The sequence below is a fragment of the Acetobacter ascendens genome, from assembly GCF_001766235.1.
In the GTDB taxonomy this organism is placed as follows: domain Bacteria; phylum Pseudomonadota; class Alphaproteobacteria; order Acetobacterales; family Acetobacteraceae; genus Acetobacter; species Acetobacter ascendens.
Genome location: NZ_CP015164.1, coordinates 162,108 through 176,955, shown reverse-complemented (window position 1 = coordinate 176,955; position 14,848 = coordinate 162,108). Strand labels below are relative to the sequence as shown.

The following is a 14,848-nucleotide window of genomic DNA, read 5'->3' as shown; positions in this document are numbered from 1 at the left end:
AACGGAGGCAATACAAGCAGCGTTACCAGAAAATAAGAAATAGTTTTTTAGTGACCATTTCTTATTTATTTCTATCTATAACGTGAATCACGCGTTTGTTATACTTATTTAATACCTAAAACCCGCAGGAAACACGGCCCCCAACAAAGCGTGGCTCACCGGGAATATAGAAATACGTGGTGGTGGCCATACCGCCACTTTCGGCATAGCGTTTGTCCAGAATATTGCGGGCATACAGCGTAGCTTCCCACTTGCCGGAAGGCGGGCGAAACGTAACGTGTGCGCCCAGCAAAAAGTAAGATGGCAGGCGCTGATACCCCGTGCCACCCACCACAATGGCTTGGCTACCCCGGTATTGCCAATCCGGCCCAAAATCCAGCCGATACCCCTTGCCCAAGGGCTGCCGCCACATGGCCTCACCGTTCAGCGTGAGTTTGGGGGAACCGTTATCCACCCCGGCAAAGTTACGCTCTATCGCGTTCCATGTGCCGTGTTTGGCGTAATTGGCGTTGGTGGCGGAGCGGTCCACATTGGGGAAGTTCTGAAAATCCCCACGCTGCCAACCAATATTTTGCATAATGTGCAAACGGCTTATGGGGTTGGCCTCCAACGTGGCCTCAAAACCCCAGCTTTCAGATTTGGGGGCATTTGTAATCTCGCTTAACGGGCCGTAATCGGGAATCAGCACCGTGCCCACAACCTGCTGGTTATGGTAATCATTATAAAACGCCGCGCCGTTAATACGCAGACGGTTGGGTATGGGGTCTGATTTAAAGCCCAGCTCGTATGTCAGCACCGTTTCGGGGTGAAAGGGGTCTAGCTGTGCCTGCACCTGCGTGTTGTTGGTCGTAAAACCGCCGGGCTTAAAGCCCTTGCTCATTTTGTAATACAGCATGGCATTGGGCACGAACTGCCAGGAAACACCCACCTGCCCCGCAAACTGGTTGGAGGCCGTGCTTTCTGCGTGGAAGTTATGCGTGGCTCCGCCAAATATCTGCGATGTCAGGCCCGTAATGCTGCGGTCATCCAGTTCGTGCAAAAGCCCCGCCCAGATGGTGACGTTATGCGGCAGCCGGTAACTGACATGCCCGAATTCCGAAACGCTCTGCTGGTTCTGCCCGAATGAGGTGGACATCATGTAGCCACGCGCGGCGTAATCTGTGTAGTTAAAGAAGAAGCGCTGGTTCATCTGGCTGCGCTGGTAATAGCCGCCCACAACCCAGTTCAGCCGCCCGCCAAGGGCAGAGCCGTTCAGCCGCGCTTCCTGCGTAAACACGTTGCCATCTATGGTGCGGTAGGTATCGGCCTCCTGCCGGGATGTGCCGTCCTGATCCGTGTATTCCCCGCGCCGTTCAGTTTCAAACGCGCTCACGGATGTAAACGTCACCGGCCCAAAATCGTGGATGATATGCACATCCGCGCCCCAGTACTGGTTGTGCTCGCTGGGTTTTAGTCCATCACGCCGGCCGATCAGCTTGTCGAATGTGGAATTGGAAGACCACTGCGCATCTGTTCCCATGCCGTAATCGGGCAGCGGGGTGGAGCCAATAATGCGGTGCACAGCCTGCGGGGTAACCACCTGACTGTTATCCTGTACAAAATGGCCACCAAGCTGGATGGTGGTTTTATCATCCGGCCGCCAGCGCAGCTTGCCGCGCAGGGCCCACAAATCGGCATCCCCTAAGTGATCTCCATTTTCGGGGTCTCGCTGCCAACCGCCGCCTTGGCGTGTTTGCCCCGCCAGCCGAAAATCCAGCCCCTTAGCCAGCGGGCCAGACACATAGGCCTCGCTCCGGCTACGAGCGTAGGAGGCAATATCCTGCGATGCCCCAAAATGCCACGTATCCGTTGGGTCTGCCGTGTGCAAATGCACTTCCCCACCCGTGGTGGACTGGCCGTGCTCCGTACCCACCGGGCCGGGGGTAACGCTGGCGCTGGCCAGATCAAACATCATGCCGTCTGTCATGGCGGCATAGGGGTAGGCAACATCATCCACATACGTCAGCACGGTGGGCATGTTGTTCTGGGTGAAATCATTAAACCCGGACCCACGCAGGTAAAAGTTGGTGGAGGCCGTGCCGTTGATGCTCTGCATCGTTAAGTTAGGGGCTACGTGCTCCAGCCCGCGCAGAGTAGTGATATCGCGGTTGCGCAGCAGTTCCGCCGTAAGATGCGTGGTGGCATCTGGCTCATGCTGGGCGGGTTGAAACATGTAATCATACCGGTGGGCGTTCACCTGCACAGATGTGCTGCTGCGGGCTTCCACCGCCGCGGGGGGGCCTGCATGGTGCCCTATATGCGCACCTGTATAATGCCGCCCATGTGTATGGGGGGGTGTATGCGCTGGCTCTGTAGCCTCGGGTTGGGCGGCCTGCACCATAATAGGCCACAGGCCCAGCGCCATAAGCCCGGCGCAGCGCAAAACACGGCGCGCCTGATGCGCCGCAACACGCCTGCACTGTTGTGGCCCCCGCCCTAAGGCAACACGCTGCCTGTATTTTACCCGGCCAGAAATAACGCCATACCCCTTGCTTTTGTGCACCTGCGGGCCGCCGCATAACGTGCAACGCATAACATATATGTGTGTTTCAGCCCCTAATGCGGGGGATGCCTGCAAGATGCAAGCACACATGCGGGCTGGCAGAAAAATTCATTCCCTTACGGCCAACCCATACTTGCCCGCACCACACGGGGTAGGCAGCCTTCCATGCCAGAGGTAAGGTGGGGCGGAATATTCTTTTGTTTCCGAACACTCAGGTGGGTGGGCCTGCCCCGCACATCTGCTCCAGAAGAAAGAAAGCGGAGACTCCATTTGTCCAAACTCCTCTCCCGTTCCTCCCTGCGTGGCGCATTGTTGCTTTCTGCCGCTCTTGTTGGTGCCACCGCAGGCGCTACTGCACCGGCACATGCTGCCGCACCATCTGCCCCCACAGCGCAGCCAGCCCCCGCCAGCTTTGGCCCCTGGGGTGTAGATCTGGAAGGCCGGGATCTGAGCGTAAAACCGGGGAATGACTTTTTCCGCTACGCCAACGGCACCTATCTGGACCACCTGCAAATTCCCGCAGATATGACAAGCTATGGCCCGTTCAACGCGCTGGCCGAACTTTCCCGCACACGGGTACAGGGTATTTTGAACGATCTTTCCGCCCATCCGGTAGAAAACCCGCGCAGTATTGAAGAAAAGCTGGGCACGTTTTACGCCTCCTACATGGATGAGGCTGCGGTAGAAAGCCTTGGCACCCGCCCGCTTAAGGAAGATCTGGACGCCATTCGCGCCATTAAAACGCCTTCTGATCTGGCCGCCCTTACGGGGTCCTGCCCCGGTAACTTCCAGTTCTCGCCGTTTTCTTTGGGTATCAACCCGGATGCGAAGGACCCCACGCGCTATGCGCTTAATCTGGATCAGGCCGGGCTGGGCCTGCCGGACCGCGATTATTATTTAAAGCCGGAATTCGCCAGCAAGAAAAAGGCCTACCAGGCCTATGTGGAAAAGGCGCTCACGCTGGCAGACTGGCCAGAACCCGCAAAAGCCGCCACAGCTATTGTTACGTTTGAAACACGCCTTGCCAAAGCCCACTGGGCGCGTGAAACGCTGCGAGACCCGCAAAAAACCTACAACCCGATGACTGTGGCTGATCTGGCCAAAAACGCGCCGGGGTTTGAATGGTCTATCTGGCTTTCCGCCGCTGGCCTGCCCGAACAGGGGCTGGACAAGCGCGTGCTGATTGTGGGCGAACCCTCCGCCATTACGGAAGAAGCCCGCGTGGTGGCTGATACGGATATGGATACGCTGCGGGCGTGGCTGGCCGCGCATCTGGTAGAAAACGCCACATCCTACCTGCCAGACCGGTTTGAGCAGGCGCGCTTTGCGCTCACCAAATCCCTTACTGGCCAGCCTTCCCTACCCGCACGGTGGAAGCGCGGCGTGCAGGCCACCAGCTCCGCCATGGGCATGGCGCTGGGCAAGGTGTATGTGCAACGTTACTTCCCGCCAGAAAACCGCACCACCATGCAAAAGCTGACCACGGACTTAAAAGATGCCTTCCGTGTGCGCCTGCGCAACAATACGTGGATGAGCTCCGCCACCAAGCAGGCCGCGCTGCGCAAGCTTGAAAACTTTGAAATTCAGGTGGGCTACCCCAACAAATGGCGCGATTACGCCAGGCTTGATGTGCATAAGGGCGATGTGTACGGCAACGCCCGCAACGGTGTGGCATATGAATGGCGCTACTGGCTGGCACGGCTGGACCAGCCCGTGGACCGTGATGAATGGGACATGACACCCCAGACCGTGAACGCCTACAACAACCCGCTGTTTGATCAGGTTGTGTTTCCGGCTGCCATTCTGCAACCGCCGTTCTTTAACCCCAAGGCGGATATGGCCGTAAATTACGGGGCCATTGGCGGCGTGATTGGCCATGAAATGACCCATTCCTTTGATGATGAAGGCCGCCAGTTTGATGAACACGGCCGCCTGCATGATTGGTGGACAAAGGAAGATGCTGCCCGGTTCCAGAAACTGGCCGACCGGCTTGGCGCGCAGTTTGATGCGTTTGAGGTGCTGCCCGGCGTGCACGTGAATGGCAAGCTGACAATGGGTGAAAACATTGCCGATCTGGGTGGCCTTACGCTGGCGCTGGATGCGTACCATGCCGCACTAAAAGGCAAGCCCGCACCAGAACTGGATGGCCTAACGGGAGACCAGCGCGTGTTCCTTGGCTGGGCACAGGTGTGGCGTGAAAAACTGCGCGAAGAAACCATCCGCCGCTTGGTGGTGACAGACCCGCACTCCCCCCCGCAGGCGCGTGTAAACATGCCCATGCACAATATTGATGCATGGTACGATGCATGGAAGGTGCAGCCCACAGATAAGCTTTACCTTGCGCCAGATCAGCGCGTAAAAATCTGGTAACACCCACACCAGCCCCACACCGTATGGCCCGTGCCCCGGCATGGCCCTGCGGTGTGGCAAACTTCTTGCAAACTTCTCTCTGGCACCACAGCAGCAGCCATGACACAATACGCACCACACTGGCATGGGGCCGGTATGCGTAAACCCTGCGGAACAGGTGGAGAATAACGGGCGGGTCATGATCGACAGGTTCAGTTCCTCCCGCCATCCTGCCAGACAGGAACCCCGGCTGCTGCCCAACAGCGGCTCAAACGCTGCGGAAAACACCGCCAGCCCCCGCACATCCCAGCCCGATACGGAAGATGTGCGCGCACGCCTTTTTCCTGCGGCGCCTGTGCCGCGCACACGTGGCGTTAACGTACGGGGCACCTCCACCCCGCTTATCCGCAAGGAAATATACGCAGATCCCACGCTAGGGCCTGTACTTACCGCCTCCTTTTTAGCCCATGTGCTGCTGCTGGCCGCCTTGTTGTACAAGGCCACGCACCATCAGCCCCAAGGCTCCCCCGATGCTGCCCAGCAATCCGCCGGGGTGGAAATGGTGTTCTCCCAACCGCAGGCTTCCAGCGGCATGGTGGGCGCACAATCCCCCGATGCAGGTGGCGGGAATGAGGCCAAACACGCCGCCCAAACCAGCAGTGAGCCACCAACCCCGGCAGATGCCGAACCCACGCCCACACCCCCGACAGAGGAGGCACCCTCCGCCCCCATTCTGCCGCCATCTGATGATGGGCTGCCTAAGCCGGTAGAAAACAAGACAGAAACCAAGCCATCGCACCCGGTTACGGAGCATAAGCCCAAAACGCCGCAGCCTGCGCGCCCCACACCGCATGCCAAGCCTACGCCCCGGCCCAGCCACCACAAGCCTTCCCCGCTGGACCACCCCATGGATATGTCCTTTAACGAGGCCCCAGCCCCGCGCCGCAAACAGCATGGCCGCCCCGGTGGTTCCAGCGCCCCGATTGACCTTTCCATTGGCCCGATGGTGGAAAATGGTGAGCTAAACGCCCACTACGCATCACGCACCACAGTACATGGCGTGAGCAGTGATTACGCGGCGGAAATTGATGAATGGATTCAGCGCCACCTGTACTACCCGCCAGATGCGGCAGAACGGGGGGATGAAGGCCCATCCTCGGTGCATGTTATTCTGGACCGCACAGGGCATGTGTTCAAAGTGTTCCTCACCAGTGGCTCTGGATCTTCCGATCTGGATTCCGCAACCATAGGCATGTTCCACGGCGCACAACTGCCACCCGTGCCGCCGGATATGAAAGACAAGTTCATCAACTTTGATGTAACGGTCAACTACATGCTCATCCGCAACTAATACGGCCTACAAAAACGGGGCACCGGCTTGCCAAAAAGCAGCCGACACCTCGTTTTTACTGTGTAGATCAGGATGTTTTACAACGATCCTGCTCCTTTACCCCTTACTTTCAGGCACGTTTGGCAAGCTGTGTTGCCGTGGCATCTGATACCAGATAAGGCCCTGCCGCCAGCACCTGCACGCTTAGCATCCGTATGCCAGATGCTGGGCGCACATTCAGATCCAGCTTGGCGTTGCCATTTGTCCAGCGGGCTGTACCATTCTGCTCCAGCGCGTACCAGCCGGGTAGTTCTTCATTTTCCAAATGCGTTGAAACTTCCAGCACATTTCGGGCATCTCGCAGGGTTATTTGCCCCACAGCCACACCCAACTTACGCCGATCATCTACAAACGGGCCTTCTACATCGCACGGGCGGCTGGTGCGGGAGACAATCTGCACACTTTGCACATTTGCTGGCAGCATAAAGGTATAATGCCCATCCTGCACCTTTATGGCCCGGATACGCTTGCCGGTATTTGTTTCCAGTTTGATATCCGGGTTGGCAAGCAGATCACGCAAAACAGTTTGGCAAAGGACCTGCCCCGCAGCGTTATGCCTGTTTGCGATTTTTTCAAACAAGGGCTGCACAAAGTCTTTTTGCGTGCACAAAGGGCCAAGCGAGACATCAATCAGACCCAGAATATCCAGATCCAGCCCAACGGTGGTAATGTTGGTTAGCGGGTTGTAATACCCCCACACGCTGGAAGAATCCGGAAAATCTACCGTAAGGTTGTTGGGAATAGTGCTTGTTGAGTTGCCGTTTGAATCAATAAACGTCACCACATTGGAAAGCACACCTACGCCAACACCAGCGCTATCCACCTTAATGTTGCCGCCATCTGGCCCAACGTTGATAGAGCTTAGAGCCCTTTTGGAAATTCGCTATGATAGGTTTTCAAGAGGTTTTGAGCGTGATTCAAAGGCAGGATGTGGACGCCAGCACAACGAGGCCGCATGGCCGGAATTACACGCAAGACGAAACGCTATCCGTCTGATCTGACAGATGAGGAATGGGAGCGCATAGCGCCTCTGATGCCCCCTGCGAACCGGCGTGGTCGGAAACGGACAACCGATTTCCGTGAGATCATCAATGCTCTGCGCTATCTCGTGCGCTCAGGCTGCGGTTGGGAGATGCTTCCGGTTCATTTTGGCCCATGGCAAACGGTTTACTGGTGGTTCCGCAGGCTGATGCGCCGTTTCCTGTTCCAGACCATTCATGATGTCTGTCTGATGCTCGATCGTGAAGCGACAGGACGCGAAACCAGTCCATCGGGTGGTGTCATTGATAGCCAGAGTATCAAGGCACCCCACGCAAAGACACGTGGTTATGACGCAGGCAAGAAGATCGTCGGTCGGAAACGTCACATCGCAGTTGATACGGATGGCCGCCTTCTCCTGGTCCAGCTGACAACAGCCGATATTTCGGACAGTGCAGGAGGACAGATGATCCTTGATGCCATTCGTAAACGCTGGCCTTGGGTGAAGCACCTGTTTGCCGATGGAGCCTATGACCGCCTCCAGTTGATGGATAAGGCCACTTTTCTCGACTTCACAGTCGAGATCATCCGGCGGTCAGAGACAGCAAAAGGGTTTGAAATCCTGCCGCGTCGGTGGGTTGTGGAACGGACCTTCGGTTGGATGATCCGCTGGCGTCGCCTTGTGAAGGACTACGAACAGCGGATCGACGTCGCAGAGGCCATGATCCACATCGCCATGGGAAGCCTCATGCTACGCCGAAACGCTCATCCGTGAATTTCCAAAAGGGCTCTTAGCACGTTGGCGGCAATAACACTTCCACCCAGTTCCAGCGTGCCACCATCTACCGTAATGTTTTTAATGGCACCAACAGAGGCCAGGCCGCCGCCAGCCACCACCGTAGCGCCGTTTTCCACCACAATGCGGCTTAGCGCCTGCACATCGGCAAGGTTACTTAGGTTCACCACCACGGGGTCTCCCGCCGGGGTGTTGGCATCCCGCGTGATCAGGATGTTGCCGGTTACGTTAAGGTTAATCAGATCCTCAACAGAGTAATCTATTACCTTGTCAAACAGTAGACGCGGATTTCTCACACTTGAGGCAATTTCGGGTCATTTTGTAGAATTCAGTCATCCCACAGGAGCCCGATCTGGAATATTGACGATATTCTGCTTCTGGCGGCGGGTTCTGAACGCAGTGAGGGTGTCACGGCCTGAGAAGGCAGTGTTGGTGGAAGCTATGTGGTCTGTGCACTGTCTGTTTCTTCAGATGGCCTGCCGGAGCCTTCGCAATCGTGCATGAGCGAGGGCGAATTCATGCTGACAGGGGAACATGTCCGGCATGGACAGGACAATCCGACGGACGCTGAGCGTGACACGTGTCGCGATTTTGAGCAGTCGTGCGCGTATGGTGCCACAGGTCGCCGTCTCCAGGCTGGTCTGGCCAAGGGCCAGTCTTTGCAGAGCGGTCAGCAGGACATAGGCTGCGGCCGAGAACCACAGCCGGAGCTGGTTGGCCCGGATGGTGTGGGACGAGGTCCTGTCTGAGAACAGATCCATCTGGCATTCCTTGATGCGGTTTTCCATATCCCCGCGTGCGCAGTAAATCTGTTCGTAGAGATGGCGGGGGTCGGACATTCCCTGCGGTAGCGTGGTGACAATAAAGCGATGATAGCGGTTGCCGTGGCGCCATTCGGCCTTGGCCACGACCCGCCTGCGGCGCGTCCAGCTGTCCTTTGTGATCCAGTCAAAGGAGGCAAAGCCGCGCGCCGCTTTGCCTGTCGTGGCGGCTTCGTCACGAACCTCAGCGGACAAAGAGGCAATCCGGTCATACAGGCGGGTGTTGCCTGCAAGCCCGAACAGGAAGTCAACGTGGTTGTCTTCGCACCATGTCATCAGACTGTCCCGGGCGAAACCGCTGTCCCCACGCACCAGGATACGCACCCGGGGCCAGCGGCTCCTGATCTGCTCCACGATCCGGCGGATGTCTGCCAGTGCTTCCTTCCTCGGGTCCCTGTCTGCCGTGCGCAGGGTAGCGCTGAGGAGATGGTCCCCGCAGAAGACATACAGGGGAAGATAGCAGTTATGGCCGTAATATCCATGAAAGGCCCGGCCTTCCTGATGGCCATGGATACGGTCATCGGTGGCATCCACATCCAGAACGATCCGGGCGGGTGCGCGCTCATGCTGGTCCATGAAAAGCGTCACGAACAGGGTAGCCAGGGCCTCATGATCAGCAATGATGCGGCAGTAACGATCTGCCTGCTGCCCACTGCGCTCTAGCCGGTTCAGCGTGGATTTTCCTGCCAGTGCCGCACAGTTGGCCCGGCTTCCTGACAGACGTCCCGATACCAGACCCATGACAGGATCATGACGTAAAGCGTCATGGTCATTAAGGTCTTCATAGCCCAGTGCCAGGCCCATGATCCGCTGACGGACAAGGTCTTCAACCCGGTATTCCACAAAGGCAGGATGCCGCTCATCGCGAAAACAGGCAGCAAAGCGGCGGCTGAGCCCCAGAATGTCATCAGCCTGCTTCACCAGAATGACGCCCCCATCCGAACTCATGCGACCCCCGTCAAAACGGGCCACAACACGCCGTCCATAGGAGGCTGGAAACTCATACGCGCCTGCGCTACACTCTGTCTGCATCGGGTTCGTTTATTGCTTATGAAAAATTATTTTGTACAAAACAGACTTTTTCATAATCTAACCCGATGTACAACCCTTCTGTGAGATTTCCGCGTAGATTGATGGCCATGGCCAACGGGTCCTTATTACATGAAGAAAGCCCGCGTTAACTATTTATTAAGTATTAACGAGGAACGACTTCATTTTTATTTTGAATATATTTATAAAACGTAAACGTTTTGAAAAAATTTACACAACCCAGCGCGCAGCTTTCCCTCTGCCGCCCGCGCTGCGCTCAAGGCAGGTTTGATCACGAAAAACTGAAGCTGCATCCCGCCATGTTTACGGGCTATCCTGCTGGCAATGCTTTCGTGCAGGGCGGCTTCTTCCCTGCAAGTCAGAACATAAGACACCTGCCAGAAGGAACAGTACTGCATGCCCCGTTCAGAGAATTCGCAAATCCCAACAGATATCCCCACCATCCGCGTGGTGGCCATGCCCACAGATACCAACCCGGCAGGAGACGTGTTTGGCGGGTGGATTGTTTCTCAGATGGATCTTGCAGCCGGCACCACGGCAGCTTTTCGGGCCAATGGGCGGTGCGCCACCATTGCCATCAACAGCCTTGTTTTTATGGAACCCGTGGTGGTGGGGGATGAGGTCAGCATTTACACCCGCATTATCCGCTCGGGCCGCACATCGCTGACCATTCATGTAGAAACATGGCGCCGCGCCCGCCACACGCATCTGACATCCAAGGTGACGGAAGGCGAATTTATTTTTGTAGCGCTGGATGAAAACCGCCGCCCCCGCCAGTTGCCACCTCCGCAGCCGGGTGATGAACTGCCAGAAATTGTGCCCCCACAGCAGGTTAAACACCACGCGGCACCTTTATAAGCCTGTGTCGCGTTATGGCACGGCAGCCAGAACACAGCTTGAGTGTTATCTGGCTGTTTGGCTTTTTTCAGCTTTCCACGCCAAGGCCGGATGGTCTAGAAATCCGGCCAACAGGTTTTTTCATGTCTTGGCTCTGGCGCAAACCCGGCCTGCACGGCATATAAACCACGCATACGCGTAAAAAAGGCAGGAAAGGGAGGCCCGGGCTTATGAAACACTGGCAGATCGACCAACTGCCTTGGGATCAGTTTGATCCCTCTAAAGTAGATCCGCAACTGGTGCCTGCCATCAAGGCGGCCTCGGTGGTGGAACGCAACAGCGTGGATTACGCGCTTTACCTGAACAACGTGTTCCGTGATGACCCGGACTTTAGAGAAGCCGCAGACCACTGGGCCATAGAAGAAGTACAGCACGGTGATGCGCTGGGCCGCTGGGCCATGCTGGCAGACCCCACGTGGGATTATCACGCAGCCTTCCAGCGTTACCGGGATTTTTACCAGATTCCGCTGGAAGTGGAGCAATCTGTCCGTGGCTCCCGCACGGGGGAACTGATTGCCCGATGTATGGTGGAAACAGGCACGTCCTCTTTTTATTCCGCACTGGCCGATGCCACCGAAGAACCCGTGCTAAAGGCCCTGTGCAAGCAGATTGCAGCGGATGAGTTCCGCCACTTCAAACTGTTTTATGACCACATGAATCGCTACCTGAAGCGCGAAAACATTGGCACGCTGCAACGCGCACGCATTGCCCTAGGCCGCGTAACGGAAAGCGAGGATGACGAGCTAGCATCCGCCTACTACACCACGAACGACCCCGCAAACATGCCGTATGACCACACGCGCTGCATTGCGGCGTATATGTCCCGCGCCATGAAGAACTATCAGCCCCAGCACCTGCGGCGCGTCACCAACATGGTGTTCAAGACCATTGGCGTTAACCCGCACGGCAAATGGCAGAGCGCTGTGTTCTGGATTGCGGAAAAACTGTTCTTCAGCCGCCAGCGCAAGTTTGCGCGCATTGCGGGCATAAGCTAGCCGCCCTTCTCCTTCTCACTTTGGCAGCGTAAGCTCCTCTCCGTTAAAATAAACGGAGATTTACATCTGATGTTTACGCATATTGTAGTGGGCAGTAACGATATTGCCCGTTCCAAAAAATTCTACGATGCCATTTTTGAAGCTATGGATATTCCCCCTTCAGAAATTCACCCCAATGGCCGCCTGGTTTACGCCAAGCAGGGCCAGCGCTTTGTTGTTACCAAGCCGCTGGATGGCAAACCCGCCACCCCGGCCAATGGTGGCACCATTGGGCTGGAAGCCGCCACACCCGCTATGGCCGATGCATGGCACAAAGCAGGTATCGCCAATGGCGGACAAGCCATTGAAAACCCGCCCGGCGTACGCCAGACGGGCATGGGCCCGCTATATCTAGCCTACCTGCGGGACCCCGATGGCAACAAGCTGTGCATTGGCTGCAAGGTTCCGGCCTAAGCCCTAACAGGTTGTGTTTAACCTTGGCGGAACACCCTTCCGCCGGGGCTTAAATAAAAAAAAGCTGCGTGCCATTTTACGGGCCGCAGCTTTTTTTGTGCCTGATTCTCTCAAGGCAAACAGCGTTACACTTCTTCTTCCGTATTGGTTTGCGCCACCAAAATAGCGTGAGAGTTCATGCGGGATGCCAGCATGTGCCCCATAGCCACCGCGCCAACAGAAAGTGCTACAGAAAGCACCACATTCACCAACGCACGCCCCCAGCCCCCAACGCGAATAAGATCCAGCGTTTGCAGGCTGAAGGAGGAAAACGTGGTGTATCCGCCGCATATGCCCAGCATAACAAACAGCCGCGTGGTTTCCGATACCGGATACCGGCCAGATGCCAGTGTAAGCGTGCCAAAAAAGCCGATAACAAAAGAGCCCACCATGTTCACACCAATAATGGTGCCCCACGGAATATACCGGCTGATGGGTGCAGTCAGAACAGAAACAAAATAGCGCGCCAATGTGCCCAGCGCGCCCCCGATCATAACAATCAGGCAGGAATAGAAAGACATAAGTAAACCTTAATCCGCCATAGTGCGATCCACCGCCAAACCGGCAGAGGCCTGGCAGGTGGGCATCATTTCCACGTGGTTGATGTTCACATGTGCAGGCAGGCTTAAAACCCATGCCACCGTTTGGGCAATATCTTCGGGCAAAAGCGGGTGCGTGCCTTTGTAAACATCCTCCGCCTTGGAGGCATCCCCCAACCGAACCTGACTGAACTCACTGCCGCCACACAGGCCAGGGGCAATGGTGGTGGCCCGCACCTGCTTGCCCAGCAGATCGCTGCGCAAATTGCGCATAAACTGCTCAACAAACGCCTTGGAGGCCCCATACACGTTGGAACCGGGGTAAGGGTACGTGCCCGCCGTGCTGCCAAGGGCCACAACATGCCCCCAGTTACGCGCAACCATGCCGGGCAGCAGCGCACGCGTAATTTCCACCATGCCGGTAACATTGGTGGCTATCATGCGCTGCCAATCTTCCAGATTGGTTTCCCACGCTTTTTCCAGCCCCAGCGCCAGCCCGGCGTTGTTCACCAGTACGTCCACCTCCTGCCAGCCTGCGGGCAGGCTTTGCGGCAGGGCAGCAAGGGCGGGGGCGTCTGTCATATCCAGTTTAAACGGCAGAATCTGGCCCTTGGCTTGGGCGGCCAGTTCTTCCAGCCGTTCCTGCCTGCGGCCTGTGGCAATAACGCGGTAGCCCTGCTGGGCTAAAAGCAGCGCTATGGCATGCCCAAATCCGGCGGTGGCACCCGTTACCAAAACAGTTTGTGGTTGCTTGCGTGTCATACCCGTAGCCCTTTTTTGTGCATGAAACGGGGCGAGCCCCAAAGCAGGAAAGCCGCAGCAATGGGCGTGCGCCATGCTTCCCGCATTGCCTGTAACTGTAGGACAAGGCGGGGCAAGTTTCAAAACACCATCTTGGGTGGTGGTTTTACAGGGGTGCAGGTGGGTGCGGGCTGGCTTCGGCTTCCTGCAAAATCTGGCGCTCTGGCGTGTGCAGCATGTCTGCCAATGTGCGGCTGTCTAGCACCGCCATAAACGCACCCAGCGCCTCACCCAGTGCACCACGTAAATGGCACGCGCGGGCCAGCAGACATTCTGTACTGCCCGGCACCCCGGGGGAAGGCGACATGCAGCTTACCAGCGCCATATCATCTTCCGTATGGCGCACCACATCGCCAATACAAATATCCTCTGGCGCGCGGCCCAGCATAAGCCCACCGCCCCTGCCGCGCAGGGTATCTATAAACCCGCCCCGGCCCAGATGATGAATGATCTTGACCAAGTGATTTTCTGAAATGCCATACACACGCGCAATCTCCTTTATGGAAACGCGGCGGTTGGTATGCACGGCCAGATAAAGCAACGTGCGCAGGGCATAATCTGTGTGCAGTGTCAGACGCATAGGGCCTTTTACACCATGATGGGCTGGTATGCCCATTCATCTCTTTAAGATGCCTTAAAAACACATCGTAACTAACGCCCAAAACCATAAGCGTTCAGCGCAGCCAGAGGCCCCAATGCTCCATCATCAGCCCGATATCCGTATCCGCCGTGTGTATGAAGAAGCCCAGCCAGATGATGGTGCCCGCGTGCTGGTAGATAGGCTGTGGCCACGCGGCGTAAGCAAGGAGCGCGCAGCCCTTACCCTGTGGCTGAAGGACATTGCCCCCTCCACCGCCCTGCGTGAATGGTTTGCGCATGACCCCGCCAAGTGGGAGGGCTTTTGCCAACGCTACACGGCAGAGCTAAACGCCAACCCGCAGGCTGTGCAGGAACTGGCCGATCTGGCCCGCAAAGGCCGCGTAACCCTGCTGTTTGGTGCGCGGAATACCACCTATAACGGGGCCGTGGTGCTGGCCACCTACATGGCTGCCCATCTGGCCCACCGCACCTGAAAAAACCGGCACACCCAAAGCTGGAGAACAAAGCGGGAAACGCGGGAAAACACTATAGGCAAGCTGCCTTCCACAAAACTATCCACAGGCTTTTCCCGCATTCTCTCCCCCTTTTCTGTGGATAA

Annotated in this window: 14 protein-coding genes; 7 read left to right on the top strand and 7 right to left on the bottom strand. The window is 56.8% G+C overall.

What is annotated here, in order from left to right:
• Positions 1-115: 115 nt before the first annotated feature.
• Entirely contained in the window at positions 116-2,572 is a 2,457-nt protein-coding gene (locus tag A4S02_RS00910) for a TonB-dependent receptor (protein ID WP_070324121.1), read from the bottom strand.
• A gap of 135 nt (positions 2,573-2,707) precedes the next feature.
• Between A4S02_RS00910 and A4S02_RS00905 the strand changes: the two genes are divergently transcribed.
• Together A4S02_RS00905 and A4S02_RS00900 are read left to right on the top strand one after the other, a co-directional pair.
• Entirely contained in the window at positions 2,708-4,912 is a 2,205-nt protein-coding gene (locus tag A4S02_RS00905) for a M13 family metallopeptidase (protein ID WP_070322681.1), read from the top strand.
• Between the two features lie 124 nt (positions 4,913-5,036).
• The gene (locus A4S02_RS00900; RefSeq protein WP_070322680.1) at positions 5,037-6,242 is read left to right on the top strand and encodes an energy transducer TonB; all 1,206 of its coding nucleotides are present in this window, start codon (positions 5,037-5,039) and stop codon (positions 6,240-6,242) included.
• Positions 6,243-6,351: 109 nt separating this feature from the next.
• Here the strand turns inward: A4S02_RS00900 and A4S02_RS15485 are convergent, their stop codons facing one another.
• Positions 6,352-7,104 (bottom strand): hypothetical protein, encoded by a 753-nt coding sequence (locus tag A4S02_RS15485; RefSeq protein ID WP_228142420.1) that lies wholly within the window; start codon positions 7,102-7,104, stop codon positions 6,352-6,354.
• Between the two features lie 105 nt (positions 7,105-7,209).
• Between A4S02_RS15485 and A4S02_RS00890 the strand changes: the two genes are divergently transcribed.
• Positions 7,210-8,034, top strand: a complete 825-nt coding sequence (locus tag A4S02_RS00890) for an IS5-like element IS12528 family transposase (protein ID WP_082246712.1) — start codon at positions 7,210-7,212, stop codon at positions 8,032-8,034.
• Here the strand turns inward: A4S02_RS00890 and A4S02_RS00885 are convergent.
• On the bottom strand, positions 8,025-8,351 hold the full coding sequence (locus tag A4S02_RS00885; RefSeq protein WP_070322679.1) for a hypothetical protein: 327 nt from the start codon (positions 8,349-8,351) through the stop codon (positions 8,025-8,027). The genes A4S02_RS00890 and A4S02_RS00885 overlap by 10 nt on opposite strands.
• A gap of 171 nt (positions 8,352-8,522) precedes the next feature.
• Positions 8,523-9,908, bottom strand: a complete 1,386-nt coding sequence (locus tag A4S02_RS00880) for an IS1380 family transposase (RefSeq protein ID WP_070322678.1) — start codon at positions 9,906-9,908, stop codon at positions 8,523-8,525.
• A gap of 414 nt (positions 9,909-10,322) precedes the next feature.
• Here A4S02_RS00880 and A4S02_RS00870 point away from each other — a divergent pair, with 414 nt between their 5' ends.
• From A4S02_RS00870 to A4S02_RS00860, 3 genes are all read left to right on the top strand, one after another.
• On the top strand, positions 10,323-10,784 hold the full coding sequence (locus tag A4S02_RS00870) for an acyl-CoA thioesterase (RefSeq protein ID WP_070322676.1): 462 nt from the start codon (positions 10,323-10,325) through the stop codon (positions 10,782-10,784).
• A 209-nt stretch (positions 10,785-10,993) separates the two neighbouring features.
• On the top strand, positions 10,994-11,818 hold the full coding sequence (locus A4S02_RS00865; protein WP_019089872.1) for a ferritin-like domain-containing protein: 825 nt from the start codon (positions 10,994-10,996) through the stop codon (positions 11,816-11,818).
• Between the two features lie 69 nt (positions 11,819-11,887).
• Positions 11,888-12,271 (top strand): VOC family protein, encoded by a 384-nt coding sequence (locus tag A4S02_RS00860; protein WP_019089873.1) that lies wholly within the window; start codon positions 11,888-11,890, stop codon positions 12,269-12,271.
• A gap of 125 nt (positions 12,272-12,396) precedes the next feature.
• On the opposite strand, the gene crcB is transcribed toward A4S02_RS00860, so the two are convergent.
• The 3 genes from crcB to A4S02_RS00845 all read right to left on the bottom strand — a co-directional run bounded on the left by crcB (position 12,397) and on the right by A4S02_RS00845 (position 14,266).
• The gene (crcB, locus tag A4S02_RS00855) at positions 12,397-12,831 is read right to left on the bottom strand and encodes a fluoride efflux transporter CrcB (RefSeq protein WP_019089874.1); all 435 of its coding nucleotides are present in this window, start codon (positions 12,829-12,831) and stop codon (positions 12,397-12,399) included.
• 9 nt (positions 12,832-12,840) lie between these two features.
• Positions 12,841-13,611 carry an SDR family NAD(P)-dependent oxidoreductase gene (locus A4S02_RS00850; protein WP_070322675.1) on the bottom strand — a complete coding sequence of 257 codons (771 nt, stop codon included), beginning with the start codon at positions 13,609-13,611 and terminating at the stop codon, positions 12,841-12,843.
• 145 nt (positions 13,612-13,756) lie between these two features.
• Entirely contained in the window at positions 13,757-14,266 is a 510-nt protein-coding gene (locus A4S02_RS00845) for an RrF2 family transcriptional regulator (RefSeq protein WP_019089876.1), read from the bottom strand.
• A gap of 79 nt (positions 14,267-14,345) precedes the next feature.
• On the opposite strand from A4S02_RS00845, the gene A4S02_RS00840 reads away from it, so the two are divergent.
• Entirely contained in the window at positions 14,346-14,723 is a 378-nt protein-coding gene (locus tag A4S02_RS00840; RefSeq protein WP_026019459.1) for a DUF488 domain-containing protein, read from the top strand.
• Positions 14,724-14,848 lie beyond the last annotated feature (125 nt).